Below are 26,555 nucleotides of genomic sequence, written 5' to 3' on the forward strand. Positions count from 1 at the left end.
GCGAGACCTTATACCAATAGGCTTGATGGGGCGTCGGAGATGCGGGCCCGTCGGCCGGTTGCATCATAGGCGCCTTCGGAAGTTGCTTGTTCGCGGATGGCGCTCATGATCGCCTCAACGCGGGTGCGGGTGGTTTCAATGCCCGCCTTCAGCCGCTCCATGTTCTCTTTGACGACAGCGTCAAGAGCTTCGGAGCTGGCGGTGACCTGCTCGCGGACGTCTGGTGATGCCAAGCCGAGATTGATCTGACCACTGCGGACCTGACTAACCCATGTTTCCAACTCGGCGCTGAGTTCGGTCTTGCGCTCGTGGGTTCGCTCTGCAGCGAAAGCCAGAGAAGTGCGCAGTCCGGCCTCAAGGGCGCGGTTTTCACGGTCCAGCAATGCCGTCAGTTCGGTCATCAGAGTGATCAGGACGCCAAATTGAGTGTCGAGTTCGGTCTGTTCACTGGTCATTTCGGTTCGTTCCAAGTCCGGCTGAAGAGCGGTACGCCGCATTGGCTAGAAGGCCACTGGCGGAGCCCTGGAGTTGCTCACCGATTTCATCGCGCATGTGCGAGAGGTCTTCGATGAGGGTCTGTACTGAGGCGAGAAGCGCGATTAGGCGCGCTTCGCGTTCGGCAGGGGGCGGTTCCTTACCCGCGCCGAACTCTTGTTCGATTTGGGCTCTCAGAACGGCAAGACGCGCAAAATGCGCGTCTTCCTTTTGTTCTGAAGAACTCATCTAACGGCGGAGATGAGCGTGTCGAACATCGAGTTCGCCGCCGACATCACCTGGGCGGCTCCCGAGTAGGCCTGCTGCGCAGCCATCATCTTGGAGAACTCGGAGTTGGTATCGGTGGTCGATACTTCGAGACGGCTGCCAGAGATGGTGCCGGCGCCGCCTTCACCTGCGGTGCGCAGTGCTGCATTGCCCGAGGTTGTTGTTGCGTAATAAACGCCACCGTCGGAAACGGTCAGGCCGTTCGCGTTCGAGAAGGTTGCCAGTGGAACCTTGTAAATCGCGCGGGACAGACCGTTATCGTAAAGCGCCTTTACGATACCAGCGTCGGTTACTTCGATGCCGCTCAGAGCGCCCAGGCCTACACCATCGTGCGAGCTTTTCACTTCAACCGCTGGGGTTGTCGCGCCGCTCGAATACTGGCTCAGGCCAGACGACGTGCCCGGCGAGCCGAGGTTCAGCGAAATGGTCGAGTCCGCAGCGCCAGTGGCCCAACCAGTGACGAGCAGTTCTGGTGGGTTCGGGTTGGTGCTGGCCAGTGTGCCGTCAGCGTTGAAGTTGATGGTAATAGCCGGGCTGGCTACGGTACCTGTTGCGGCGCCGCCGCCTGCCATGGTTGGGTCAGCGAACTGTGCCGTCCATTCACGTGGGCCAACCTTGGTCCAGGTGACGTCGATCGAGCCGGCAGTGCCCAAGCTGTCGTAGATTTCGAGCGCGGAGGTGAAGGTCGAACCGTCAGCTGCTTCAGCTGGGAGGTTGGCCATCAGCGTCATGTTCAACGTTGGCAAAGCAATGGTTGCAATGGCGTCTGTGTCGATCGAGCTGAGGGCATCAGCGCTTTCGCTGCCGGTAACGACGCCAGAAGCGTCGGTTGCCCAGCCCATCAGATACTGGCCATTGTTGACGAGGAAACCTTCTTCGTCGACGCCGAATTCGCCGTTACGGGTGTAGCCAAGTTCCTTCGATTCCTGCCCGCCCGAGACGATGAAGAAACCGTTGCCGGTGATCGCCATGTTGGTGGAGCTGGACGAGTGGCTGAGCAGGCCCTGCGAAAGGACGTTCTGACGGCTAGCGACCGATACGCCACCAGTGCCATTGCTGGCCTTGGATGTGCCGCCGGACAGGAGGCTGGCGAAGCTCGCGTCGATGGACTTGTAACCGTTGGTCGAGCTGTTGGCCAAGTTGGTCGAGATGATCGACAGGGCGGAGCTCTGCGAGTTCAAGGCGGTGACGGCTGCGCCCAGTGCTGCTGAAAGGCTCATTTAATAACTCAGACTTGAATATCGAGGGAGGTGGCGATGGTCTTCACGAGCTTGGTCAGCTCGGCCATGCTTTCGCGGGTCGCGGACTGTTCGTTGTAGCTGGCGTAGGAAACCATCTGGCTCAGCAACTGATTGGAGTCAGTCGGATCGAGCGGGTTCTGGTTTTGGAGCTGTTCGACCATGAGGCGCAGGAAGGCGTCGGTATCGAGGCCACCCTTTCGCGCGGTAGACGTTGCTAAAGAGCTGGAGGTGCCCGCTGCGGATGAAAGCGCTGAAATGCTCATGGTGAACCCCAAGGCGTCGGTGGCGCTGGTGGGAGCAGCAAGCCGTCGACAGATTTCAAAAATGGACGCCATAGGGCGCTATTAGTGAAACGGGCGAGGTCAGGAATTCAGGCGCAGATTTTTTGTTGCGAGTAAGTTGTTTAAGGCTTTTAACTTGGAATTATAAAGTTGGTGCGCTGCAAAATTTGCAGGGAGAATAGAAGAAAATAAGTAATGTGATTGTATAGGGTCGGCAATTTTTGCCGTAACAGCCAATGCGCAGCGTCAGGAGTTGCCGGGTGGTTGGTCTGTACTGTTGTAATGCAAGCGCTGCCAAACGCGATATAGCCAAACGGTTTCTGCAGTTCTTGGCAAACTATTCACCGGAGCAGGCGGGGCTGTTCAAGATCATGCACGGTGAATTCGTGCTTGGGCAGCGGAATGACTATGCGCACCCATGTAAAATGGGCGGCAAAAAAATATCAAAAAAAGTTATTTTAGCGCGGATTGGTGTCGGACTGACGTGCCGCTAGCATGATCCGCTCGACGAGGTCCGCAGGAGCTCGGAGCTTGGGCTGTTCGGCAAAGAGGGCCCGGAGGCGACTGTCTTCGTCGAGCAGCGACTTGGCTGTGGGGTTGAGCGAGCTGAGGATAAAGGCAGATGATCGCAGATTGGATGGCCAATCTTCGAACCGGCTGCCGAACTGCGCGAGATGCGCCTCAAACTCTTCGACGTCCACGTCCCCTCCTGGTTGTGGCCGATTGCTTTCACAATCAAGACCACTGAGGGGATCTATTTAGATAGCTGGCATGCCGGCCACTTCGGCCCAAGCATTGCGCAGTTCTTTGAGACCTTCAATGATCTTGTCATACCGTTCAACTGCATCAGGTTTCCCGAATGCGGTGTTCATTGCGATCATGTTCGCAATATAGGTATGCTTTAGTGTTTCAGCCATATCTGCGCCTTTTTCAGTGCGCAAGTTGGCTGCGAGTCCGCGCAAGATGAGGGAAGCGCGTGATATATTATTATACGCGTCTTCCATCCGCTTATTCTGATGGTCTAGTTGCGTCCGTCGAATGCGGCGCAACACTTCATCAAAAAGCTTGACCACTGCGACCATCGGATGAACTTGGGTCGCCGCTTGGCGATAGGCGTTAACCGCCATGGCTTGCTGCATCATGACTTGGCGTTCCAGGTGTCGAGCAGGGTGCTCAGATAGTCCTTCATGGAGTCAGCCTGGGCAATGGCTGCTTGGTATCGGGCATAGCGCAAAGAGATGGTGGTGCGATAGGCTTCTGCCTGCGACCGAATGTTATCGCTCCGCTTGGTCATCTCGGTGCTCTGAGATGATAAGTTGTTGATCAGCAATGTCAAAGAGCCGGAGCCACTGGTGGCGCCATTGGCCGCGTTGAAGAGCTTTTCTGCGATGCCAGTCTTGAAGGAGAGGTCAACGGCAGCTGGAGAGTTGCCGGTGTAAACCAGAGAGATGCCTTCGTACGCCGTGCCAGCGGCACCAACGAGGCGCGAGCCGGAAACTGTGAACAGACCAGCTTGGCCGTTCACGGTCGCGCCGGTCAGAACGCCATTGACGTCGGTTTCGATGTCGAGCGTAAAATCCGGTGGTAGGCTGGAGCCGCGCGCCAACAGCTGGATGTTGGTATTCGACGTTGTCATGCCGAAGCTAAGCAAGTTCTGAACTGCCGATAAATTGGTCAGTAGAATATTATCAAGCTTGTCTTCTTCGATGACGAGTTTGTTCTGATTGTCGTAAGTCAGGCCGAGTAGGCTCATTGATTCTGAGCCAATGGCCGTTGCCAATGCGTCGCCGATAGAAGCGTTAACGCTGCGCATTGTGCCATCGCCAAACAGCGGTGGATCGTAGGTGCGGCTGGGCAATGTCTGCTGCTTTACAGCGAAGTCGCGGTAGGCGTTATAGGCCTCGACCAGCTGGAGAATGGCGGTTTTGACATTGTTGACGTTGGCGTCGACTTCCAGAGTGATCGAGGTGCCGGGCGGTGTGGCCTGATAGAGGTAGAGGGTCGTGCCGGTGATGATGTCGCTGATCTCATTGGACGAGCGGGTAACTTCCAGATCATCGACGCGGACGATCGCCTGCTGGGCGTCCTGAAGTACAGTTGCGAAATCACCTGCCGGATTGGTCAGGCCGAGTGCACCAAGCGCGTCATCGCCCGAGAGGACTTCAGAGGTGATCGACTTGCCTGTTTCGGTCGCCGTCAGGATCAAGCGGAAGTCGTTTGGAGTGACTTGGACGATGCTCGCCTGAACGCCCGATGAGGCCTTGGTCTTGTTGATGGCCTCGGAAATTTCCATTAGCGACATGTCAGCTGTAATGGAGAGGGTCGAGGGGGTGCCGCCTTCAACGCCAAGCGAAATGACGCTCGTGATGTTCAGGTCTGATGTTTTGGTAGCGACTGTGCCGCTGGAAATCTTGTGAGCGGTCGCGAGCTGCACGACTTCGAGCTTATAGGTGCCCTGATCGGCTGCTGGATCTACCGTTGCAGAGAAAACTGAAGCTGCATTGACGTTGCCATTAGCGGTCAAATAGGCGCTACGCGACAGGAAGGCGTCTGTGCTTCTTGCGGTGCTGCCAGATGGCGCGCGCAGAGCATTGGCTGCGGTTTGAAGCGATGACAGTAGGTTTTTGGCGTCTTGATAGGCCGCCATCTTTAGGTCGTTCGCATCGATCTTGAGATCGATGGAAGTCGCTTTCGCCAGTTTGGCGTTGACGGATTCTTCAATCAGTCCGGCCCAGTCGATATTGGTGCCGTCACTCGGCTCTTTTACCGGCTTGGTCGTGGAGGTTTTCGGCGCCGCAACGACGGTCGTGGTCGCAGCGGGGGTTGCGGACGACGTGGTGCTAACAGTGCTCAAAATTCAACTCCATAGATAAAGAGTTCGGGCGCGCTGATGGTCAGCGCGCCCGATTAGACGATGATTAGTTCAGGAGCTTGAGGAGTTCCTGTGGCATCTGCGATGCCTGGGCAGCTGCTGCAACTGCAGCCTGGGTCTTGACCTTAGCCGAAGCGAGCTTTGCGGATTCAGCAGCGACGTCAACGTCAGCGATTGCCGAGTTAGCAGCCGAGAGGTTTTCAACCGAGGTTGCGATCGAAGCGCCGCGGAATGCGAAGCGGGATTCGAGAGCACCGATGTTTGCACGTGCGTTCGATACGGAGTCGATTGCGGTGTCGATCAGAGCGATTGCAGCGAGTGCGTTTACCTGGGTGTCGACAGCTGCTGCGTTAACGCCGAGCGTCGTGGAGTCCAGCAGGTCGATCTTGAGCGAGATCATGTCGCCGGCGTCCGAGCCGACCATGATGTTGATGCCGGCCGCAAAGTCCTGCGAAGAGGTGCCGTCGAGCAGCGATTCGCCGTTGTAGCGGGTGCCGGTCGAGATGCCGTCGATTTCTTCGATCAGCTGAGTGAATTCAGCGTTGATGTAGGTACGTTCGCCGTCGGTTACGGTGCCCGAAGCCGACTGAGCGGCCAGTGCCTTCATACGCTGAAGAATGTCGGAGATGTTTGCAGCGCCGCCGTCAGCAGTCTGCAGGATCGAGATGCCGTGGGAAGCGTTGGTCGCTGCCTGGGTCAGAGTGGTCACGTCGGACGAGATACGGGTCGAGATAGCAAGACCAGCAGCGTCGTCAGATGCCTGTGCGATACGGGTGCCGGAAGCGAGCTTGGCGAGCGATGCGCTCTGCTCAGCCGAGTTTGCGTTCAGGTGACGGACAGCCGAGTTTGCAGCAATGTTCGTGGAAATAACAGGCATGGACCTACTCCTAAGTACTGATGTCTGCGGCCCTTCATTCTGGGGCCGCTGTCGCAGCATCGCCGCGTCTGACAGTAGAACGGTGGGAGTGACGCAAGTCGGGCGGAGAAAATTCAGCCGATGTGAGGCTTATGGTTAACCCTTGGTAAAAGAGTCCAGAATGTCGACTTCGTCATTTCGCAAATTATGCCGCAAATGCTGGCGTCCGCGCTTCAAAAGGGACTCCACCGCCGAGACGGTGGTGTTCAAAATTTCTGCAATTTCGGGGTTAGATAAATTATCGTGGTAGGCCAAAATCACGGCAATGCGCTGATGGTCGGGCAGGCGGCTCATCGCTTTTTCGAGCAAAAGACCCACTTCACCTTGGTGGATGGTGGTGACGGCATCCGGGCGATCATCCTGAACATCAGGGGCAGTTTCGATGTCTTCGGTGCGTGGGCGACGACGCAGGTCAAGGCAGCGATTGGTGACGACGCGATAAAGCCAGGTTGAAAAACGCGCGCGACCTTCCTGCCATGTGCCGCGCGTGGTCCAAACCTTGAGAAGGACATCCTGCACGACGTCATCGGCGTCGGCCTCATTGTTGAGGATACGCTGGGCGAGCGCGAAGGCGCGATCGACGTGGCGTTCAACCAGCGAGCGGAATGCAGCTTCGTCGTGTTCGGCAATGCGGCGTAAAAGGAGGTCGTCTTCGTCCATGGGGCGTTCTGCTGGCATCGGCGCCTGCACAGCACGTGGCGAAAACTTCTGGTTTCGCGCTGGTGTTGTGATGCCTTCGCCGAATTTCTCGGCAGCCATTTCAACCATCATGTCCGCTTCCTGCGTTTCTCCCTCGCAATGAGGGGTCAACAGTTACACGGCTGTCCGGCAGTTTTCAGGCGCTGATATTTTATAAAAATATATATGTTTCAATGAGTTAGTAGGTAATAAGTGCTCGCTTGCTAGGAAAAATGTGCCGCTTGGGCTCATGGTTAATTGAATTCGTTAGGAAATACAAAGCCTAGTGTGCGCAAGTTTTGCCTACTGCGACACAGAAGATTTTTTTCGGAAAGGAAGCGCTTTGCGGCACGTTAGAGCTTTTGCTCGACCTTATCGAACTCTTCGAACATCATGCAGCGGTTCCGACCTGCCGATTTGGCGGCGTAAAGAGCGCTGTCGGCTTGTTTGAGCCACGAGACGATGTCCACGCTGTCGACCGTCAGCAGCGAGATGCCGACACTGGCGCCGATTTCGATCAGCTGACCTGAGAGGTTGTAGGGCCGGGAGAGCGTTTTGACGATGCGCATGCCCACGAGATGGGCGACGCTGGGGTCCTGAATGTCATGCAGGACAAGTGCAAACTCATCCCCGCCCATGCGGGCAGCAATGTCTCCGGGCCGCGTTAGGCCTTGGAGGCGCTCGGCGACATGGCGCAGGATTTCGTCGCCAACGGCGTGTCCATAGCGATCATTGGCCTGTTTGAACCGATCAAGGTCGATATAGAGGAGCGCGCTTTGGCGCTGGTGCTCCAAGCCTTCCCAAGCCTGTTCTAAGTGCTCATCCAATTGACTGCGATTGGCAAGGCCGGTGAGGCTGTCATGATAGGCGAGATGGCTGATGCGCAAATGTTGGCGCTTCTGCTCATCGATATTCTCGAATGTGCCAATCCACTCGATGACGTCGCCCAAATCGTTGAGGATTGGTGCGCCCCGGCATTTAATCCACGCAGTGTCGTCTACGCCTACCCTGATGCGGAACTCCAAGACCAAGGGTTCTGGCGACCGACGTTTTTGTTCCCAGACGTCGGCTGTGTAGGGGCTGTCTTCGGGGTGAACGAGATTTGACCAGCTTGGGTCGTGCTGCCACGGCTCTTTGCTGAGCTCTTCCCATCCCTCCAGTTCAAGCCTCTTGCCTTCAACGTCGGTGCGCCACGTAGCGAGCGCGCCGACTTTGACCAAGGCGCGGTAGCGTTGATTGCTGATGGACAGGTCGCGAGCACGTTCGAGCAGCACTTGTTGGGCGCGCGTCTGAGCAGTCTGGAGCTCGGCCAACTCAATGATAGGGGTTGGAGCCAAGTCTTCGTCCAATGGCTCATCGCGCAAAATGCTGCGGGCGCGCTTCACAAGGCCTGTCACCGGGGTGACGATGAGCGAGGCCATCCAGCTCGAGAGAGCAATCGTTGCGAAGACGGTGATAATTGCGCCAATGGCCAGCACGGCCATCGGTTCTTGCCAACGTGCTTGGAAGACCGCTTTGGGTAGCCCGATTACGACCGCCCAGCCGTCTGTGTTTCTCACCTTCGAGAAGCCGAAGGTGATTGTGTCGCCTTCTAACGTTTCAGCGTCAAAAAGGCCGGTATCGGCGCCGACAGCAAGCAGCGCACTCCATGTTGGCACCGGACGGCCCAGAAACCGCTCTTGCTGGGCCGAGCGAGCAACAATTCGACCATTGCCGTCGACAAGCGCGATCAGCAGGTCTGAATTGGCACTGGATGAGAGATCAATGTTGCGCGTCAACGCCTTGGCGTCGGCGTGTAGATTTATCTGGCTGTCGCCGTTGGCCAGAGGGATGGTGAGGGGCACGCGGGCACTCACCCCTTCTTCAATGTCGTAGAGATTGCCCAGCCGCCAGGTTTGCGCCGCGCTCTCGGCGACGCTCTGACTGGGCTGCCGGGTGACGTCGATATTGCCGCCAAAGTGACGGGCGAGCGGAATGAGTTGATCCTGATCTGCTGTTAGGGAGCTGATCATTGCAGCGTGGGCCGCCACGGCGCTTTCAACGAGCCCGGCAATCAGCTCAGCGTTGTCGAGAAAGCGCTGTTCCGCCGTCTCGCGGTCGGCGTCTGAAACGCGCATTAGGGTTAACGAGAGCATCACTACCGGGGGCAGCATGGCGATAAAAATCACCAAAGCGATAAATGATCGAAGCGGTAATCCGCGTCGAGATTTAGGCATATTGGCTGCTTTGGTGGAGCTCAATCATATCCTCTAAAGTATTGAATTGAAGTCTATTGGGTGTCTTGGGTTGTGGCATCATTGTTATTTCAATGTGTTTAACGATATCGGTGTGGTTGTGCCATTCGAATTATCGCGGAAACGTGATTTGTGATCGGAATGGGATGAACTCCGAGCGTTGCATAAGGTGCCATTGGGCGCACAGAATTTGAGTGCGAGGGTGCTTGAAGATGTTCAATTACGGCGGTATTAGCCAAGCAACGCAGTCAGAAATGATTGCAGTGCCTGACGGAGTATAGCGCAGCCTGGTAGCGCACCTGCTTCGGGAGCAGGGGGTCGAGTGTTCGAATCACTCTACTCCGACCAATTGTGCCCGGTCTCTTCTGAGGCCGGGTTTTTTGTTGCTAGACGTGTTGTGAGCCCGCAGAAATCGCGCAGCGCCGGTTCCTGCTGACCGCCGATAATTGAGCCCATAGTATGACTACACACCTTCGTGCCTCGATCGATGTTTTCCCTATCGCCGGCAAGTTCACGATCTCTCGGGGGAGCCGTACCGAACAGGCCGTGGTCAAAGTTGAGATCGAGCGAGACGGCGTCATTGGGCGGGGCGAATGCGTGCCCTATCCGCGATATGGTGAGACGCCTGCGGAAACGGTCGCAACGATTGAAACTATGGCCAGCTTGATCGCTGGCGGGCTAGATCGTCAGGGATTGCTCAAGGCACTGAAGCCAAGCGCCGCGCGCAATGGCCTGGATTGTGCGCTGTGGGATTTAGAAGCGCGGGAGCGGGGGCTAAGAGTTGCAGATATGTGTGGGCTGGAGTTGCCGTCACATGTCGCGACAGCCTTCACCATTAGCCTTGATCGGCCTGAGAGTATGGCCGAGGCCGCACGTAAGGCCGCGCATATGCCTCTTTTGAAATTGAAGCTTGGTGCTGAGGGCGATGCGGAGCGGCTTAAAGCTGTGCGGGCGGCTGTGCCCAATGCACGGCTGTTGGTGGATGCCAATGAGGGCTGGACCGCGGATATGCTAGAGCCGATGTTGGCGCTCTCGGCGCAATTGGGGGTGGAGCTGGTCGAGCAGCCCCTGCCGGCATCGGAAGATTGGCGTTTGGCCGAAATTGATCATCCGGTTTTGATCTGCGCCGATGAAAGCGCACACGCGCTCGCCGGGATCGACGACTTGGTAACGCGCTATGATGCGATCAACATTAAGCTCGATAAGACCGGTGGCCTGACGGAAGCTTTGGCGGTCGTGGAACGCGCTCAATACCTTAATATGTCGATCATGGTTGGTTGTATGGTGAGCAGTTCGCTCTCCATGGCCCCAGCTGCGCTGTTGGCGGCATCGGCGCGCTGGGTGGATCTGGATGGTCCACTTTTGCTGGCGCAAGATCGTCCCGGTGGTCTTATCTATCGTGATGGGGTCATCGACATGGCGGCAATGACGCTTTGGGGGCAGTGATCAGCGCGGGTGGGTAACGTCGCGCGTGCGTTGTAGGGCGTCGATGGTTTCATCATAGCGCTGACGCGCGACGCCCATAAACAGGCAGTCGACAATGAGCAGTTGCGCAATGCGGCTCACCATAGCGCCCGCGCGGAGGTGACTTTCGCGGGCGCTGGTCGTGAGGCGATCCTGCGCGGCGCGGGCGATAGAGGAATCTGGACTGCCGGTGATGGCCAGTGTGTGCAGGTGAGCGTCGCGGGCCAGTTCTACGAACCGCACCGTGTCGGCTGTTTCGCCCGAGTGCGAGAAGCCGATGGCCACTGTGCCCTTTGGTGCGAGCAGAACTGAAGACCATGCCTCATGGGTATCGGTGAGAAGAAACGCGCTGCGGCCGATGCGGAAAAGCTTGTGATGGAGATCTCGTGCCACAAATTGGCTCGCGCCAATTCCAAACAGTAGAATGCGGGGCGCTTGGTCAATGAGCGCTACAACGCGATCCAGCACTTCATAATCGAGCCCGCTCACAGTCTCATCAATGGCGAGCATTTCGAGCGATGCGATCTTTGAGGCGATCTCTTGGAGGGTGTCGGACTTGGCGATTTCAGCGCCGAGCGTTTGGGCGGAGCCAAATTGAGCGGCTTCGCGGCCCAGTTCGGTCGCGAGCGTCATGCGCAATTGGGCATAACCCGAAAGACCGAGGATGCGGCAGAATCGCACCACGGAAGCCACTGATGTGTCGCAACAACTGGCCAATTCGGAAATCGTCTTTTCCATGACCAAGGTTGGGTTTGCGAGCACCGTCGAGGCCACACGCTGTGTTGCTGGGGTAAATTTACTGGTCGAAGCTTCAATCGTCGACTGTATGCCCAAAGCTGTTCCTCACATCCTCCTCTGCGAAACCGGTCTTAGCCAATTTGTTCGCAGATTTGACTCTTGTGTGTAACAAAAGTTCAGACGAGACAAGGCATCTGAAAATTATTGACAGAGAAGGGTGTGGGTTCATACGCTAGCTGGAATTGCCCCAGACAGGTTTAATCCTGCCGGGCGTTCGCTTTGGCTCCTTAAAAGAGCAAGGGCGTCGATACCAATCCAGCCGAGCTCTGTGTTCAGGCTGGTCCTATGGAGGGAAGTATGAACTGGATGACATCCCGTAAGCTCATCGCTGGGCTTGCCGTGGCAACGGCTCTGTCGACCGCAGCTTTTGCGCTGCCGGCACAGGCCGCAACTTTGAATATGGCTTGGTCGCAGGACGCCACTGGCCTTGATCCACACAAGCAGACTGCGTTTTCTTCGCTCCGCCTGCTTGAGCTGATCTATGAGCCTTTGGTTCGTCTGGACGCAGATCTGAACGTTGTTCCTGCGATCGCTGCGTCTTGGGAATTTGCGCCAGACGCAAAGACCTTGACCTTCAAGCTCGATCCAAAGGCCAAGTTCACCAACGGTGCGGCTGTTACCCCAGCTGACGTCAAGGCTTCGTTTGATCGCCTTATGGACGAAGCAACCGGTGCAGCTGCGCGCGCGAACTTCCTGACCATTGCAAGCATCGACACCCCAGATGCTGAGACCGTTGTGTTCAACCTCTCGACCCCGGACGTGCCGCTGCTGGTTGCTATGGCAACAGTGAACGCAGCGATCGTTCCTGCAAGCGAAATTGAAGCTGGCAACGTCGGTAACACCGCTGTTGGCTCGGGTCCGTTCATTCTTGAATCCTGGGAGCCAAACTCCAAGGAAGTCCTCAAGGCGAACACCGAATGGGCTGGTGGTGAACTGGCCATCGAAGGCATCAACATCTCGGTTCTGCCAGACGAAACCGCGATCCTGGCTTCGCTCCGCGCTGGCCAGACCGACTTCGCTCTGCTTAACGACCCGCTGGTTGCGACCCTCGTTCCAAACGAAGCGAACCTGACGCTCAACCGCGTTACCGGTCTTGCTTACAACGTGCTGCAGCTGAACCCATCGCGTGCGCCGATGGACAATCTGCTCGTGCGTCAGGCTATGAGCTGCGCGATCAACCGTCAGGAAATCGTTGACGCAGCGCTTGCTGGTGAAGGTGCTGTCACCGGTCCTCTGACCATGCCAGCATTTGCTCAGGACCCATCGACCCTGCTTTGCTACAACCAGGACATCGCAACTGCGAAGTCGCTGATGGAGCAGTCTGGCGTTGAACCATTCTCCGTGAAGGTGATTGCAGCGACAGGCGAGCCGCCAACCGCAGCGTCGCAGGCTCAGGTTCTGCAGGCACAGCTGGCAGAAATCGGCGTCACGCTCGAAATCGAAATGATGGAACTCAACGTCTATGTCGACACCTGGCTCAAGGGTGATTTCGATATGGCAGTTGCGCAGAACGGCGGCCGTCCGGATCCATATCCGATGTACAACCGCTACTTCACCAATGAAGGCAACCTGCAGAAGGTTTCCAACTTCCTCGACGAAAAGTCTGACACTCTGCTCAAGCAGGGTCAGTGGGAAACCGATCCGGCTGCCCGCAAGGAAGTCTTCCAGGAATGGGAACGCCACATGGCCGAACAGGCTCCATGGCTGTGGCTCTCGACCGGTTATAGCTACACCGCTTCGCAGAAGAACGTTATTGGCTTTGAATCGTCGCCAACAGGCACTCTGTTTGGTCTGACCACGGTCTCCATTCAGTAATTAATGCAATCTGAGGCTGGTCATTTCGGCCAGCCTCGTCCGCAGGACGGGTTTTATGAATTACGTGGTACAGCGGCTCATCACATTTCCGCTGATCCTTTTGGGGGTTTCGATCCTCGTATTCGTGGCAATCCGGATGGTTCCGGGTGACGCGATCACCGCCATGCTTGGCACTGAAGCAGGGCTGCTTACGCCCGACCAGCGCGCCGCGTTGGCCAATTATTTCGGCATAGATCAACCGGTTTGGTCGCAGTATCTGCGCTGGATTGGTGGCGTGTTCCAGGGCGACCTGGGCATTTCAACGATTTATGGCAAGCCCGTCATGACCGTCATTCTCGAGCGTTTCCCGCTCACCTTGCAGCTGGCGCTGATGAGCATGGTTATTGCCATGTCCATCGGTATTCCGCTCGGTGTGCTGGCCGCGACTCGCAATGAGCGTCCAAGCGATCTTGGTATTCGTATGCTGGCCATGCTGGGGCAATCGACCCCAAGCTTCGTCGTCGGCGTACTGATCATTTTTGTGCTGTCAGTATTCTTCGGCTTTGTGCCTGCAATGGGGACCTTTACCCCGCTGTTGCAGGACCCATTGGCGAGCATTGGTCAGCTTATTTTCCCGGCGATCACGCTTGGTTTTGCCTTTGCTGCGTCTGTGACGCGCATTGCGCGCTCGTCCATGCTGGATGTGTTGAGTGACGACTATATTCGTACGGCGCGCTCCAAGGGCGCGTCGCCGCGCAGCGTTGTTTGGCGTCATGCACTGCCGAATGCGCTGATCCCGGTCGTGACCCTTGCCGGTGTCGAGTTCGGCTATTTGCTGGGCGGTGCCGTTATCGTTGAGCAGATTTTTGCGCTGCCCGGCGTTGGCCGTTTGACGCTCGATGCGATCACACAGCGCGACTATGCGCTGGTGCAGGGCTCGGTGCTGTTTATCGCCTTCAACTTCCTCGTGGTTAACCTGCTGGTCGATCTCGCCTATGTGGCGCTCGATCCGCGTATTCGTATCGGAAACCGCTGATGCGCAAAGTTCTTGGCGCTCTTGCTCGGCATCCGTCAGGTCGGATCGGGCTGGTTATCATTTCCGTCTATCTCATCGTCGCCATTTTGGGCGCGTTGAGCTTGACGCCGCACAACCCACTCAAGTTATTCGCTATCGATCGCCTCAAGGGGCCGAGCGCCACCTATTGGTTCGGAACCGATCTGCTTGGTCGTGACACGTTGAGCCGTCTGATGGTTGGCATTCGTCAGTCGCTGATCATTGCCTTTGCGGCGGTGGCCATTGCGACTGTCGTCGGCACCATTATTGGCCTGTTGTCTGCTTGGTGGGGCGGATTGTGGGATGGCTTGTTCATGCGCATCATGGACATTCTGCTCGCCTTCCCAGCGATCCTGCTTGCCCTGCTCATCATTGCCATTGTTGGTCCGGGCACGTTCACTTCGGTGTTCGCGATTGCGCTGGTTTACATCCCCATCTTTGCCCGCGTGGTGCGTGGCCCGGCGCTGTCGCTCAAAAACCGCGACTTCGTCGATGCAGCGCGCACCTTTGGTTCGTCGCAGCCCTATATTTTGAGCCGCCACTTGCTGCTCAATCTTGTGGCTCCGCTCGCCGTGCAGGTGACTTTGGCTCTGGCGTGGGCGTTGCTCACTGAAGCGGGTCTCTCGTTCCTTGGCCTTGGTACACAGCCTCCGACCCCGTCTCTCGGGGTGATGCTGGCCGAAAGCAAGAATTTGATGCAGCAGGCGCCGTGGCTGATGATCTTCCCAGCCGTGACCATCATGCTCGGCATTTTGGGCTTTAACCTCACCGGCGACGCGCTGCGTGACATTCTTGATCCGCGTACTCAGAGGAGGGCAGTATGACCACCCCACTGCTTTCCGTAACAGACCTGAAGGTCGGCTTTGGCCGTGATCCGCAGGCTAATGAAGTCGTGCATGGCGTAAGCTTTGACCTGCTGCCAGGACAAACGCTCGCCATCGTTGGCGAGAGTGGCTCGGGCAAGTCGGTGACAGCGCTGTCGATCAACCGCCTCGTCGATTTTGGCGGCGGCAAGGTGATCAGTGGGTCGATCAAACTGCAGCGCCAAGACGGCACTGTGGTTGATGTCGCCTCGGCTGATGAAGTGACCATGCGCTCGCTGCGCGGTCGCGACGTTGGCATGATCTTCCAAGAGCCAATGACATCGCTCAATCCGGTTCACACGATTGGCGATCAGATCGAAGAAGCCTTCCGCCTAAGCCACGGGCTCAAAGGCGAAGCGGCCAAAAAGGCGATGCTCGAGGTTTTGGCGCGCGTTCGTATTCCGGATGCGGCAACGCGCTCGACCTATTTCCCGCACCAACTTTCTGGGGGCATGCGCCAACGCGTGATGATCGCGATGGCCCTCGCGGCCAGCCCGCGTCTGCTGATCGCTGACGAACCAACCACAGCACTCGACGTGACCGTGCAAGCCCAGATCATGGCGCTGCTGACTGAGCTTAAGGCTGAGACCGGCATGTCGATGATCTTTATCACCCACGATATTGGTCTGGTCGCTGGTATCGCCGATCGCATCATGGTCATGCAAAACGGGCTGTGTGTGGAGCAGGGCGCTGCCGATGAAGTGCTCGACAACCCGCAGCATGAGTACACCAAGCATCTGCTCAATGCCGTGCCACACTTCACCTCGGGCCGCTCGGTCCGCACCGATAGCCCGCGTGCCGAAGGCATGGAGCCAATCGTCAAGGTGTCTGACCTGGCCGTACGCTTCCCAATGAAGAAGAAATTCTTCAAGTCTACCGGCGCGATCCATGCCGTTGATGGGGTGAGCTTTGATTTGATGCCGGGCGAAACGCTCGGGATTGTCGGCGAAAGCGGTTGCGGAAAGTCGACAACCGCGCGTGCCGTTCTCGGCCTCGTGCAAAAGCACCGTGGTGAGATCGACGCTAAAACCGGTCGCTCGCGTCGTCCTATCCAGATGGTGTTTCAGGACCCGTTTGCGTCGCTCAATCCGCGCTTGAACGTTGAGGCTTTGTTGGCTGAGCCAGCGATTGCCAATGGCGGCAAGATGGATGCTGCATTGCGCGAGCGTATGCTCTTCCTCTTGAAGCGTGTTGGCTTGCCGGAAGACGCGCTGGTGCGTTTCCCGCATCAGTTCTCCGGTGGCCAGCGCCAGCGCCTGTGCATTGCGCGTGCGCTCATGCTCAACCCTGACGTCGTTGTTCTCGATGAAGCTGTGTCGGCGCTCGACGTTTCGGTTCAGGCCAAGGTGATTGAGCTTTTGGTCGAACTGCAAAAAGAGTTCAACCTCGCTTACCTCTTTATCTCGCATGATATGGCCGTGGTGGAACGCATCTCGCACCGCGTGGCGGTTATGTTCGCGGGGCAGGTGGTGGAAATTGGCGACGCCAAGTCGATCCTGGCCGATCCACAGCACAGCTATACCAAGCGCCTGATTTCCGCCGTTCCGGCGGTTGAGCGTCGTCGTCAGAGTTTTGCTGTCGACAATACGCAAGTGCCATCACTCGTGCGTCCGGTGGGTTATGAACCGCCAGCGGCGCAGTGGCGTCAGGCCGGGGCGGATCATCAGGTGCGGTTGGAGGCTTAGGCCTATGGGTATTTTGGAGAGCAAGCTCGATAGGGCGTTCGCGCCGGTTGCGGCAGCGATTAAGGCCGGTAAAATCCCCGGTGGGATTTTGGGCCTTGTCGATCGAGACGGCAATCGTGTTACCCGCGTTATGGGACAGGCACAGACCGTTCCTGCGGCGCGGGCGATGACCGAGGACACTTGGTTCGATCTGGCCTCGCTCTCCAAAGTGCTTTTTACCACCGAGCGTATTCTGGCTTTGGCAGAAGCGGGGACGATCGACCTCGACAAGCCGATCACCTCCGTTCTGCCAGACTTCCGCCACTACAATCTCGACAATTGGGAACGGAAGGTCACCTTCCGTCAGTGCCTCGGGCATCAGACGCCGTTCCCAGCTGTCATTCCCTTCTACGCCTATGGGCGTGACCCGGACCTGCTGCGTACGCTTATTCTGCAATATGAGTATACGTCAGGACCTTCGGTCTATTCCGATATCAACTTCATCCTTCTCGGCTTTGTGCTGGAGCGGCTGAACAAGTGCTGGATCCGCGATCTTGATCCGGGCAAGGGTTTTGCTTGGGGCGCTGATCCGGACAATGTGGCTGCGACCGAAGATTGCTATTGGCGTCATCGCGTGCTCGCTGGCGAAGTGCATGACGACAATTGCTCGGCGCTCAATGGTGCTGGTCACGCAGGGCTGTTTGGCACGGTCTCTTCAGTCCTCGACTTCGCTGCAGAAAAACTGCAGGCCGCTGGCGCAAACGCGCTCATTCGTACGCCGCTATCGGGCCGTCGCACCCATGGCTGGGAGCGCCCCTATGAGGGCTGGTCAGGCGGGGAGCTCAGCTCTTCTTCCACCATCGGGCACACTGGATTTACCGGCACTGGCCTCTGGCTCGATTTCGAGCGCGGTCATGCCTGGACACTTCTTACCAATCGCGTTCACCCCACGCGCCATTTCGACAGCGGTATTATTCCGCTCCGTCGCGCCGTGGCAGACGCTATCAACGCAAACTAGGAGACGCACATGGAGCCGATTTGGGCTGTTGGCCTGATGACAGGCACGGTGCTGGACGGAAACATCGACGTTGCGCTGTTGCGCACCGATGGCGAGACGATCAGCGAATTTGGTGCTTATACGCTCGCGCCCTATCACGCAGACATCCGCGAGATGCTGGAGCAGGCATTGGCGGAAGCCCGGGTTTGGAATTTTGAGGGCGAAGAGCCGGCCATTTTCGCCAAGGCTGAAGATGCGCTGACCCGTGCGCAATCTGCGGCTGTGGCTGACCTCGTCGCTCAGGCCGGTCTCAAGCCGTCGGACATTGGCGTTGTCGGTTTCCACGGCCAGTCGGTTTTGCACCGCGCGCCAGTTCCGGGTCGCATTGGCGCAACCCGTCAGCTGGGCAATGGCAAGCTTATGAACGAAATCCTCGGCATTCCTGTTGCCTATGACTTCCGCTCGGCGGACGTGCGTGCTGGCGGGCAGGGCGCGCCTTTGGCAGCTGTCTATCACCAAGCGTTGCTGCGCACGCTGGGCCATGTTGATGGCAAGACCGCAGTGCTCAATCTGGGCGGCGTTTCCAACGTTACCTATTGGGATGGTGCAGACACGCTCGTGGCTTTCGATACCGGTCCGGCCAATGCTCCGATCAACGACTTTGTAAAGTCGCTGGGCCTAGGCGAAATGGACCGCAATGGTGCCATGGCACTGCGCGGCACGGTTGACGAAGAGCGCCTCGCGCAGCTCTTGACCCATAAATACCTCTCAGCCCCCTATCCCAAATCGCTCGACCGTTTCGACTTCCTCCACACCATGGCCGAAGGCCTTGGCGCGGATGATGGCGCGGCGACGTTGACGGCATTCACCACGGGCGCCGTTGGTAAGGCGCTCGACATTCTGCCCGGACGTCCAGACAAGCTGATCGTTTGCGGTGGCGGTCGTCATAACCCGGCAATCATGGCTATGCTCAATGTCCGTGCGGGCGTGGAAGCCGTGCCGGCAGAAGCTGTGGGTTGGCGTGGCGACGCCGTGGAAGCGGAATGCTTTGCTTTCCTCGCAGTGCGTGTTCTGCGCAATATGCCGATTAGCTTCCCCACCACGACGGGTGCGCCGCATCCGATGACTGGTGGCATTCTGGTTCAGTAAAATGCTTGTATTCGACGTCACTGCCTCGCCTGCTGCTGAAGATCTCGACACCATCAGCAAGGGGCTTGCCTCTTTCAATCAGGCGATGGTGGGGCCGTCGGAAAAGCAAAATCTCGCCGTGGTCGTGCGTAACGAAGGCGGCGAGATTGTTGGCGGGATTTCCGGCTACACCGCTTGGGGCTGGCTCTATACCCAGTGGCTGTGGATCGATGAAAGCACGCGCGGGCAATCGCTCGCCGGTCGCATGCTTGAGGCGGCTGAGAACGAAGCGCGTCAGCGCGGTTGCCATTCGGCCCACATCGACACGTTTAGCCCGCACGCGCTGCATGTTTACAAAAAATCTGGTTACGAAGTTTTTGGCGAACTGCCCGATTTCCCCAAGGGTAACACGCGTAGCTTCCTCAAGAAGTCGCTTGTTGTAGGCCAGGACTAAGGTCTTGCACCGGTAGACGTTTTTGCACTTTATCGTCCATGCGTCGAAAGGCTATGTTCTCTTTTCGATGTAATTTGGGTTCATTCTCCTACTGGCCCAAAATGGGCGAATCTATTGAGGGGCGGTCATCGCTGGCCGCCCCTTCGACATGTGTAGGACCGTATGACCGTCGATAATTCCAGCCTGAAGGACGCAGCGCTTAATTTCCACGAGTATCCGACCCCGGGTAAACTCGCTATCGTCGCGACCAAGCCACTCGCGAACACGCGCGACCTCTCGCTCGCCTATTCGCCAGGCGTCGCCATTCCTTGTGAAGAAATTGCAGCGAACCCAGAGGCGGCTTACCGCTACACCTCCAAGGGCAATCTCGTTGCCGTGATTTCCAACGGTACTGCCGTTCTGGGCCTTGGCAATATTGGTGCGCTGGCGTCCAAGCCGGTGATGGAAGGCAAGGCCGTTCTGTTCAAGACTTTTGCTGGCATTGACTCTATCGACCTTGAAGTCGACGAGCAGGATCCGAAGAAGTTCATCGAGATCGTTGCGCCGCTCGCTCCAAGCTTTGGTGGCGTGAACCTTGAAGACATCAAGGCTCCAGAGTGCTTCGAAATCGAAGAGGCCTTGCGTGAGCGCATGAACATCCCAGTGTTCCATGACGATCAGCACGGCACTGCGATCATCGTGGCTGCTGCTGTCCTCAATGCGATGAAGCTGATCGGCAAGGATATTGGCTCGATCAAGATCTGCACCTCTGGCGCAGGTGCGGCGGCTATCGCTTGCATGAACATGCTGATCGCTGTTGGCGCCAAGCGCGAGAACATCTGGCTGGCGGACAGCAAGGGTCTCGTCACGACCGCGCGTGTTGGCTCGGTTGATCGTTGGCGTGCAGCCTTCGCTCAGGATACCGACAAGACCCAGCTGAGCGAAGTTATGGATGGCGCAGACGTGTTTGTGGGCCTTTCCAAGGCTGGCGCGCTTAAGCCTGAAATGATGACCAATATGGCGGAAAATCCGCTGATCTTGGGTCTCTCCAACCCAATTCCGGAAATCATGCCAGAACTGGCAAAGGCCACGCGCCCAGACGCTATGGTTTGCACGGGTCGTTCGGACTATGCCAACCAGGTGAACAACGTTCTTTGCTTCCCATTCTTGTTCCGTGGCGCGCTCGATTGCGGCGCAACCACGATCAACGAAGCGATGAAGGCAGCTGCGGCGCAGGCAATTGCTGAGCTGGCGCAGGAAGCCGAACTTGACGGTTCTGCAAGCACCTTCGGTCGCGAGAAGCTGATCCCGAACCCGTTCGATCCGCGTTTGATTGAGCGAGTTTCGATCGCCGTGGCAAAGGCAGCAGAAGAGAGCGGCGTCGCGCGCCGTCCGATCTCTGATTTTGAGACCTATGCTGTGAACCTGCGCAAATTGCGCGGACTCTAAGCCTTCTTGGAATAAAGAATAATAAAAAGGGCCCCGACCGAAAGTCGGGGCCCAATCACTTCTGCTGGGAGTGCGCCCTTTGGAAGTGACTTTATTGCGCTGTTAAATCACAGCGCATTTCCATTTAGCAAAAAACTAAAATATATTTTTAGATCTTCCTATTGTTCTCTCATTTCTAAATAAAAGTCAAACTGCAGTGTTTGAAGGGGGCGTGCTGTGGTGCTGATGGTCTTAGTACGTCTGTGACGCTCTGCACGCAGCTCGTGTGTATAGTGGGGTAACGCTGTCTGTTTCTGGCAAGATTGGGCTGTTGCTCATCGCGATCCACTATCTTGCTGCGCGCAGTGACGCCCGATGGCGAGCCTGTTCAGCGGTCGTGCGTGCCGAAGCTGCTCAGGTTTAATTTCGGGTATATTTGAGGGTGATTTCTGCCGGCAAGCAGATGGGGTGGCTTTTAGGGGTTTTCGGAATGAAGTTCTATTTGATCCAAGCAAAAGCAGGATTGGAGGCATTTTTTTCTTCATTCTCGCAGTTACGGCAAGCCAAAACCTTCTCAAAGGCGACCACGTTGATAGAGTTTAAAACATCAAACGAACGGGAGGTTCCCAATGAAACGGACAGCCAAGCTAGTTGCCTACTCAGCCCTCGCCGCATCCCTGCTCGTGGGCTTTTCTATCACCGCTCAGGCACAGGATCGCACCCTGATCAACGTGTCTTACGATCCCACGCGGGAACTCTACCGCGCTTATAACGAAGCCTTCATCACGCACTGGAACGCTGAAAAGGGCGAAACCGTCGCCATACAGGTGACCCATGGCGGTTCTGGTTCGCAGGCTCGCACCGTCATCGACGGCCTCGAAGCTGATGTCGTCACACTGGCGCTCGAAAGCGACATCAACGCAATCTCAGACGCCAATCCCGATCTTATTCCTGCCGACTGGCGCCAGGCCTTGCCGCATAACAGTGCGCCTTACACATCGACCATTGTGTTCCTCGTTCGCAAGGGGAACCCCAAAGGCATCCAGGATTGGGGTGATCTGATCGCTGATGGCGTCGAGGTGATCACACCGAACCCGAAAACCTCCGGTGGCGCACGTTGGAATTTCCTCGCCGCTTGGGCGTGGGCACGCGAGGCCAATGGTGGCGATGAAGCTAAGGCGCAGGAGTTTGTCTCCGAGCTCTTCCGCCATGTCCCCGTTCTCGACACTGGTGCACGGGGCTCAACCACCACTTTTGTGCAGCGTGGCATTGGTGACGTTCTGCTTGCTTGGGAAAACGAGGCTTACCTCGCCCTTGAAGAGCTTGGCCCTGACGCCTTCGATATCGTCACCCCGTCGCTGTCGATCCTCGCTGAACCGCCAGTTGCGGTTGTGAAGGGCAATGCCGACAAGAAGGGCACGACGGATTTGGCGCAGGCCTATCTCGAATATCTCTATTCGGACGAAGGCCAGACTATCGCAGCGCAGAACTACTATCGTCCTTCGGATTTCTCAAAGGTCCCGGCTGAAGACACAGCGCGCTTCGGTGAGTTGAACCTTGTGACGATCGAGGATTTCGGCGGCTGGCGTGAAGCGCAGCCGAAGTACTTCGGCGATGGTGGTGTGTTCGACCAGATCTATTCCGGTCCAACCCAGTAACGGAACAGCGCTCCCCGGCCCTGTAAGCCGGGGAGCCTCACCCAGGAGAAGGAACATGGTCTACTTCTTCGGTATCTTCGGCCCCGGAAAGCTCCAACGCGCTCCGGCAGCGGAAGCCAAATCCAAAGCAAACTTTTTCGGTGGAGTGCCGGACATTGCTCAGGGCGCTGTGCCCTTGAGCCGAGCAGAGCAAGATGCCTGCTATCTGGCCAGTAAAGCGCCTGAACCCGACTATCGCGACACCCCTGCCAATAGTCGTGAGCGCGCAGGTGAGCCATGACCAGACCAGTTCTCATTGTGCCGGGCCTCAATGGCTCGAATGATGGCCATTGGCAGCACTATTGGCTGCGTGACAAGCCGGAAGCTGTTCTCGTTGAACAAGCCGAATGGGCTGACCCAAAGGCTGGGCGTTGGCTGCATCGGTTAGAGAAAGCGGTGATGACCTATCCGGGCGCCATCGTTGTCGGGCATAGCCTGGGCACTATCCTTGCGGCTCGCCTTGCAACAAGCCCGGTCGCGCCACTGGTGGGCGGGGTTCTGCTGGTGGCACCGGCGGACATAGAGCGCACTTCGACCCTGCACGCGCGTAGTTATGAGTTTGGCACGCTGCCGGGGGATAAGTTGCCGTTTCCGGGGCTCATGGTCGCCAGCCGCGACGATATCTATATGAACTTTGCTAAAGCGCGGACCCTCGCGCAGCACTGGGGTGTCCCTGTGCTGGATTTGGGGCACGCAGGGCACATCAATATTGCTAGCGGGTTTGGTCGCTGGGCACGCGGCTATGATCTGGCCCAACAGCTTGCCGATAAAGCTGATCGACAACAGCGGCACCGCCGCGCGATGGGCCCACAGAGCGTCCAGCGCTCTTGTCTAGTGCCTTAGTCGACTTTATAGTTTTCAGGCTGATCCCCAAAGCTTTCGTATTGGGTGATTTTCAGCCTGGCAGCGATGTGCCGTAGCTTCATTTTAGTGAGCGCGTGCAGCTTCCAGCTTATTATGGAAGGCGCAGTACATGGCTGATCCGAAGGACCTATCTAAGACCCCGGCTGAGAAATCGGTGACGATTATCGGTGGCGGTGCAAGTGGTGTCCTGCTGGCGGCCAATTTGCTCAAAAGCGACGATCCAGATTTGCGTGTCACCTTGCTCGAGCGCCAAGGGCAGTTCGGCCAAGGTCTCGCCTATTCAGCTCGCCGCAAGGACCATCGGGTGAACGTGCCGGCACGTGGCATGAGCGCATTTGCCGATGATAAGGATCACTTCTGGAATTGGCTGCAAGAGCACGAGCCGGGCGTTTACGACAGCTCGTATGTTTTCGTGCCGCGTCGCAAATATGGCAGTTATTTAGAGGATGTGTTGCGCCAGGCAGGTGCACGCATGCAGGGTCGTTTGCGCATTCTGGCCGAAGAGGCTGTATCGCTGCGCGAAACCAGTAAGGGTGTGGAAGTCGAGCTTGGGAACGGCACCAGCCTCGTAAGCCGCCGCGCTGTTCTGGCTGTTGGGCATGAGACACAGCCCGCGCGCGGGCGGGGGATCGCGGTTCGTGTCGGGTCGGAAGAAGATACGCCACTTGAGCCGAATGCTCCGGTGATGATCCTCGGCTCTGGCCTGTCGATGGTGGACGCTTGGGTATCGCTGGTTGAGGCTAAGCATCGGGGCCCGATCACGGTTGTTTCGCGCAATGGACTTTTGCCGAAAGGGCATAAGGACGTGCCGCCGCTGACGATCAGCGAAAGCGATGTCCCCTTCGGCACGAACATGACTGAATTGGCAAAGTGGTTCCGCGCGCTTGTGCGCGATACTGAGGGCAAAGGGGGCGATTGGCGCAGTGTCGTCGACGGCCTGCGGCCCTATAATCAGAAACTGTGGCAGAGCTGGTCTGATCCGGTGAAGCGGCAGTTCCTGCGCCACATTCGGCCTTGGTGGAATATCCATCGTCACCGCCTGCCACCTGATCTTTATCAACGTCTGGTCGATGCCATACGTTCGGGGCAGGTGACACTGCGCGCAGCTGAGTTTGTGGGGATTGAGCGGGACGGCGAGAATACCGTGGCGATCATCCGCGCGCGAGGGACCGAACAGCGCGAACGGCTTACGGTTGCGCGTGTATATGACTGCGGTGGCGTGAGTGTTGATGTCCGTGCGAGCCATAATCCACTGCTCCAGCATCTGGTGAGCACAGGGGCGGCACGTCCAGACTCAATGCATATCGGTATCGATGTGGATGGTGCCTGCGCGCTCATCACGGCGAACGGCGAAGTGTCGCCAAGAGTGCGCGTGATTGGCCCCCTCACGCGGGGACGATATTTTGAAATTGAAGCTGTCCCAGACATCCGCGTACAGGCGGCAGGACTAGCGCAATCTTTGCTCGCTGCAGGACAGGCTGAGGCGGCCGCGCAAAGCTCTTCGTGAATTGCTTGCTCCTTCCGGAACGATTTTCTACATTCTTGAGAAAACTCGCCCAGTCCGCTCCTTGAGAAAGTCGAGCGGAAAGCTAGGGTTAGGCCAGTTCTTGAGGGTAGATGTATGCATCGACCAAAGCATAGAGGCCGAACCCTGTCTAACAGGGGAGATCTCATATGAGCCGGAAGACTGGATTTGTTCAGCCTAGCGTCATACCGGGCTTCGGTTTGACCTTTGGTTTTACTCTTGCATACTTTGGCCTGATCATTCTCATTCCGCTCATCGCGCTGGTGTTGCGTGCTGCGGGTATTGGTTGGACCGGGTTTTGGGCGGTGGCGCTCGATGCGCGCATGCTTGCGGCGCTGCGCACCAGCTTCGTGACGGCGCTGATCGCTGCCGGGATCAATGTTGTTTTTGGCACGCTGATCGCTTGGGTGCTCGTGCGCTATCGTTTTCCCGGTCGGCGTATTTTCGATGCGGTGGTGGACCTGCCATTTGCGCTGCCAACGGCGGTGGCAGGGATTGCTCTGACGGCAATCTATGCGCCGAACGGTGTGATCGGGACGCTGTTTGCACCTTTGGGTTGGCGGATCGCTTACACGCCCATCGGCATCACCATAGCCATGGTGTTTATCGGCTTGCCCTTTGTGGTTCGGACCATTCAGCCGATTTTGGAAGAAACCAGCCGAGAGGTCGAGGAGGCCTCAGCCACGCTTGGCGCCAACCGCTTTCAGACAGTTTCCCGAGTTCTGTTGCCGAGCCTCACGCCCGCAATTTTAACCGGCTTCGCTTTGGCCTTTGCCCGCGCTGTTGGGGAATATGGTTCGGTGATCTTTATCGCCGGCAATATTCCGTTCGTATCCGAAATCGCACCGCTGCTGATCGTGATCCGGCTTGAGGAGTTCAACTATTCTGCGGCCGCCGTGATCGCCACGGTGATGCTCTCGATTTCGTTTCTGATGCTGTTTGCGATCAATCTCATTCAGGCGTGGAGCCGCAAGAGGTATGGCTATGGCACGTAAGAACGCCCCATCCCGCCGCTACCACCCCACCAATGAGCCGCTCTGGGTGCGCGTGACCCTAATTCTGATCGGCGTCGCCTTCATGGGGCTGATCTTGGTTTTGCCGCTCGTGGCCGTATTCACCGAAGCGCTTCGGCAGGGCATACCCGGTTTTGTGGCGGCGCTGCAGACTGCTGATGCGCAGTCAGCCATCCGCCTGACGCTTTTGGTGGCGGCGATCTCCGTGCCCCTCAATGTGGTGTTTGGCATCGCGGCCTCGTGGGCCATCGCCAAGTTTGAATTCAAGGGCAAAGCCTTTCTCATCACGCTTATCGACCTGCCGTTCTCGGTGTCGCCTGTGATCTCTGGCTTGGTCTATGTGCTGCTGTTTGGCTCGGGGAGCCTGTTGGGGCCGTTCCTCAAGTCCTACAACATCGAAATTCTGTTCGCGGTGCCGGGCATTGTTCTGGCGACGATATTTGTCACCTTTCCCTTTGTGGCCCGGGAGCTGATCCCGCTGATGCAGGATCAGGGTTCAGGCGATGAAGAGGCGGCCATTTCGCTTGGTGCTTCGGGATGGCAGACGTTTTTCCGCGTGACGCTGCCCAATATTAAATGGGGCCTACTCTATGGCGTGCTGCTGTGTAATGCGCGCGCTATGGGCGAATTTGGTGCGGTCGCGGTGGTTTCTGGGAAGATCCGGGGGCAAACCACGACCATGCCGTTGCAGGTCGAAATGTTCTATAATGAGTATCAAGGGACAGCCGCCTTTGCGCTAGCGTCGCTATTGGCCTTGCTGGCCCTTGTCACTCTGGTGCTCAAAACGGCGCTTGAATGGCGCTTCGGCGATGAACTCGCCGCTACTGGCCGCGGCCACTGACAGGGTTG

At 57.4% G+C, this 26,555-nt stretch carries 25 protein-coding genes, 1 tRNA gene and 1 pseudogene; 16 read left to right on the plus strand and 11 right to left on the minus strand.

Going from position 1 to position 26,555, the window contains the following annotated elements:
• Positions 1 to 8: 8 nt before the first annotated feature.
• The 10 genes from JHC09_RS11250 to JHC09_RS11295 all read right to left on the minus strand — a co-directional run bounded on the left by JHC09_RS11250 (position 9) and on the right by JHC09_RS11295 (position 8,990).
• A complete protein-coding gene (locus tag JHC09_RS11250) occupies positions 9 to 455 on the minus strand; it encodes a hypothetical protein (RefSeq protein WP_199532009.1) in 447 nt (148 codons plus the stop codon).
• Positions 445 to 723 (minus strand): hypothetical protein, encoded by a 279-nt coding sequence (locus JHC09_RS11255; RefSeq protein WP_199532010.1) that lies wholly within the window; start codon positions 721 to 723, stop codon positions 445 to 447. Before JHC09_RS11255 ends, JHC09_RS11250 begins: the two co-directional genes overlap by 11 nt.
• Positions 720 to 1,982 carry a flagellar hook protein FlgE gene (gene flgE / locus JHC09_RS11260; protein WP_199532011.1) on the minus strand — a complete coding sequence of 421 codons (1,263 nt, stop codon included), beginning with the start codon at positions 1,980 to 1,982 and terminating at the stop codon, positions 720 to 722. Before flgE ends, JHC09_RS11255 begins: the two co-directional genes overlap by 4 nt.
• Before the next feature lie 8 nt (positions 1,983 to 1,990).
• Positions 1,991 to 2,266: a flagellar hook capping FlgD N-terminal domain-containing protein gene (locus JHC09_RS11265; RefSeq protein ID WP_182394321.1), complete on the minus strand. Its 276-nt coding sequence runs from the start codon at positions 2,264 to 2,266 to the stop codon at positions 1,991 to 1,993.
• Positions 2,267 to 2,742: 476 nt separating this feature from the next.
• Positions 2,743 to 2,985, minus strand: a complete 243-nt coding sequence (locus JHC09_RS11270; protein WP_199532012.1) for a hypothetical protein — start codon at positions 2,983 to 2,985, stop codon at positions 2,743 to 2,745.
• Between the two features lie 57 nt (positions 2,986 to 3,042).
• The gene (locus tag JHC09_RS11275) at positions 3,043 to 3,426 is read right to left on the minus strand and encodes a flagellar protein FliS (RefSeq protein WP_169195430.1); all 384 of its coding nucleotides are present in this window, start codon (positions 3,424 to 3,426) and stop codon (positions 3,043 to 3,045) included.
• Positions 3,423 to 5,138, minus strand: coding sequence for a flagellar filament capping protein FliD (fliD, locus tag JHC09_RS11280; RefSeq protein WP_199532013.1), 1,716 nt, complete (start codon positions 5,136 to 5,138; stop codon positions 3,423 to 3,425). The genes JHC09_RS11275 and fliD overlap by 4 nt, the downstream gene beginning before the upstream one ends.
• Before the next feature lie 64 nt (positions 5,139 to 5,202).
• Positions 5,203 to 6,033 (minus strand): flagellin, encoded by an 831-nt coding sequence (locus JHC09_RS11285; protein ID WP_199532014.1) that lies wholly within the window; start codon positions 6,031 to 6,033, stop codon positions 5,203 to 5,205.
• A 135-nt stretch (positions 6,034 to 6,168) separates the two neighbouring features.
• Entirely contained in the window at positions 6,169 to 6,843 is a 675-nt protein-coding gene (locus JHC09_RS11290; RefSeq protein WP_248308985.1) for an RNA polymerase sigma factor, read from the minus strand.
• Positions 6,844 to 7,103: 260 nt separating this feature from the next.
• Positions 7,104 to 8,990, minus strand: coding sequence for a diguanylate cyclase (locus JHC09_RS11295; protein ID WP_199532015.1), 1,887 nt, complete (start codon positions 8,988 to 8,990; stop codon positions 7,104 to 7,106).
• 265 nt (positions 8,991 to 9,255) lie between these two features.
• On the opposite strand from JHC09_RS11295, the gene JHC09_RS11300 reads away from it, so the two are divergent.
• Both JHC09_RS11300 and dgcA read left to right on the plus strand, forming a co-directional pair.
• Positions 9,256 to 9,332: transfer RNA gene (locus JHC09_RS11300), tRNA-Pro, on the plus strand.
• Positions 9,333 to 9,443: 111 nt separating this feature from the next.
• Positions 9,444 to 10,430: an N-acetyl-D-Glu racemase DgcA gene (gene dgcA / locus JHC09_RS11305; RefSeq protein WP_199532016.1), complete on the plus strand. Its 987-nt coding sequence runs from the start codon at positions 9,444 to 9,446 to the stop codon at positions 10,428 to 10,430.
• Here dgcA and JHC09_RS11310 read toward each other — a convergent pair whose 3' ends face one another.
• A complete protein-coding gene (locus JHC09_RS11310) occupies positions 10,431 to 11,282 on the minus strand; it encodes a MurR/RpiR family transcriptional regulator (protein WP_182394314.1) in 852 nt (283 codons plus the stop codon).
• Positions 11,283 to 11,543: 261 nt separating this feature from the next.
• Here JHC09_RS11310 and JHC09_RS11315 point away from each other — a divergent pair, with 261 nt between their 5' ends.
• The 14 genes and pseudogenes from JHC09_RS11315 (at position 11,544) to cysW (ending at position 26,547) form a co-directional block, all read left to right on the plus strand.
• A complete protein-coding gene (locus tag JHC09_RS11315) occupies positions 11,544 to 13,061 on the plus strand; it encodes an ABC transporter substrate-binding protein (protein ID WP_199532017.1) in 1,518 nt (505 codons plus the stop codon).
• 55 nt (positions 13,062 to 13,116) lie between these two features.
• Positions 13,117 to 14,076: an ABC transporter permease gene (locus JHC09_RS11320; protein ID WP_182394312.1), complete on the plus strand. Its 960-nt coding sequence runs from the start codon at positions 13,117 to 13,119 to the stop codon at positions 14,074 to 14,076.
• Positions 14,076 to 14,918: an ABC transporter permease gene (locus JHC09_RS11325; protein ID WP_199532018.1), complete on the plus strand. Its 843-nt coding sequence runs from the start codon at positions 14,076 to 14,078 to the stop codon at positions 14,916 to 14,918. Before JHC09_RS11320 ends, JHC09_RS11325 begins: the two co-directional genes overlap by 1 nt.
• Positions 14,915 to 16,642, plus strand: a complete 1,728-nt coding sequence (locus JHC09_RS11330; RefSeq protein ID WP_199532019.1) for an ABC transporter ATP-binding protein — start codon at positions 14,915 to 14,917, stop codon at positions 16,640 to 16,642. The genes JHC09_RS11325 and JHC09_RS11330 overlap by 4 nt, the downstream gene beginning before the upstream one ends.
• A gap of 4 nt (positions 16,643 to 16,646) precedes the next feature.
• Entirely contained in the window at positions 16,647 to 17,639 is a 993-nt protein-coding gene (locus JHC09_RS11335; RefSeq protein ID WP_199532020.1) for a serine hydrolase domain-containing protein, read from the plus strand.
• A 9-nt stretch (positions 17,640 to 17,648) separates the two neighbouring features.
• A complete protein-coding gene (locus JHC09_RS11340) occupies positions 17,649 to 18,767 on the plus strand; it encodes an anhydro-N-acetylmuramic acid kinase (RefSeq protein ID WP_199532021.1) in 1,119 nt (372 codons plus the stop codon).
• Position 18,768: 1 nt separating this feature from the next.
• Entirely contained in the window at positions 18,769 to 19,200 is a 432-nt protein-coding gene (locus JHC09_RS11345) for a GNAT family N-acetyltransferase (protein ID WP_199532022.1), read from the plus strand.
• Between the two features lie 162 nt (positions 19,201 to 19,362).
• Positions 19,363 to 20,595 (plus strand): annotated as a pseudogene (locus JHC09_RS11350) (malic enzyme-like NAD(P)-binding protein); the annotation flags it as partial.
• A 641-nt stretch (positions 20,596 to 21,236) separates the two neighbouring features.
• Positions 21,237 to 22,265, plus strand: a complete 1,029-nt coding sequence (locus JHC09_RS11355) for a sulfate ABC transporter substrate-binding protein (protein WP_199532024.1) — start codon at positions 21,237 to 21,239, stop codon at positions 22,263 to 22,265.
• A gap of 55 nt (positions 22,266 to 22,320) precedes the next feature.
• Positions 22,321 to 22,545, plus strand: coding sequence for a hypothetical protein (locus JHC09_RS11360; RefSeq protein WP_199532025.1), 225 nt, complete (start codon positions 22,321 to 22,323; stop codon positions 22,543 to 22,545).
• The gene (locus JHC09_RS11365; protein ID WP_199532026.1) at positions 22,542 to 23,147 is read left to right on the plus strand and encodes an alpha/beta hydrolase; all 606 of its coding nucleotides are present in this window, start codon (positions 22,542 to 22,544) and stop codon (positions 23,145 to 23,147) included. The genes JHC09_RS11360 and JHC09_RS11365 overlap by 4 nt, the downstream gene beginning before the upstream one ends.
• 130 nt (positions 23,148 to 23,277) lie before the next feature.
• A complete protein-coding gene (locus JHC09_RS11370; protein WP_199532027.1) occupies positions 23,278 to 24,675 on the plus strand; it encodes an FAD/NAD(P)-binding protein in 1,398 nt (465 codons plus the stop codon).
• A gap of 167 nt (positions 24,676 to 24,842) precedes the next feature.
• The gene (gene cysT / locus JHC09_RS11375) at positions 24,843 to 25,688 is read left to right on the plus strand and encodes a sulfate ABC transporter permease subunit CysT (RefSeq protein ID WP_199532028.1); all 846 of its coding nucleotides are present in this window, start codon (positions 24,843 to 24,845) and stop codon (positions 25,686 to 25,688) included.
• The gene (cysW, locus tag JHC09_RS11380; RefSeq protein WP_199532029.1) at positions 25,678 to 26,547 is read left to right on the plus strand and encodes a sulfate ABC transporter permease subunit CysW; all 870 of its coding nucleotides are present in this window, start codon (positions 25,678 to 25,680) and stop codon (positions 26,545 to 26,547) included. Before cysT ends, cysW begins: the two co-directional genes overlap by 11 nt.
• The last annotated feature ends 8 nt before the right edge of the window (positions 26,548 to 26,555 follow it).

The organism is Devosia sp. MC532 (assembly GCF_016461625.1).
Taxonomy (GTDB): domain Bacteria; phylum Pseudomonadota; class Alphaproteobacteria; order Rhizobiales; family Devosiaceae; genus Devosia.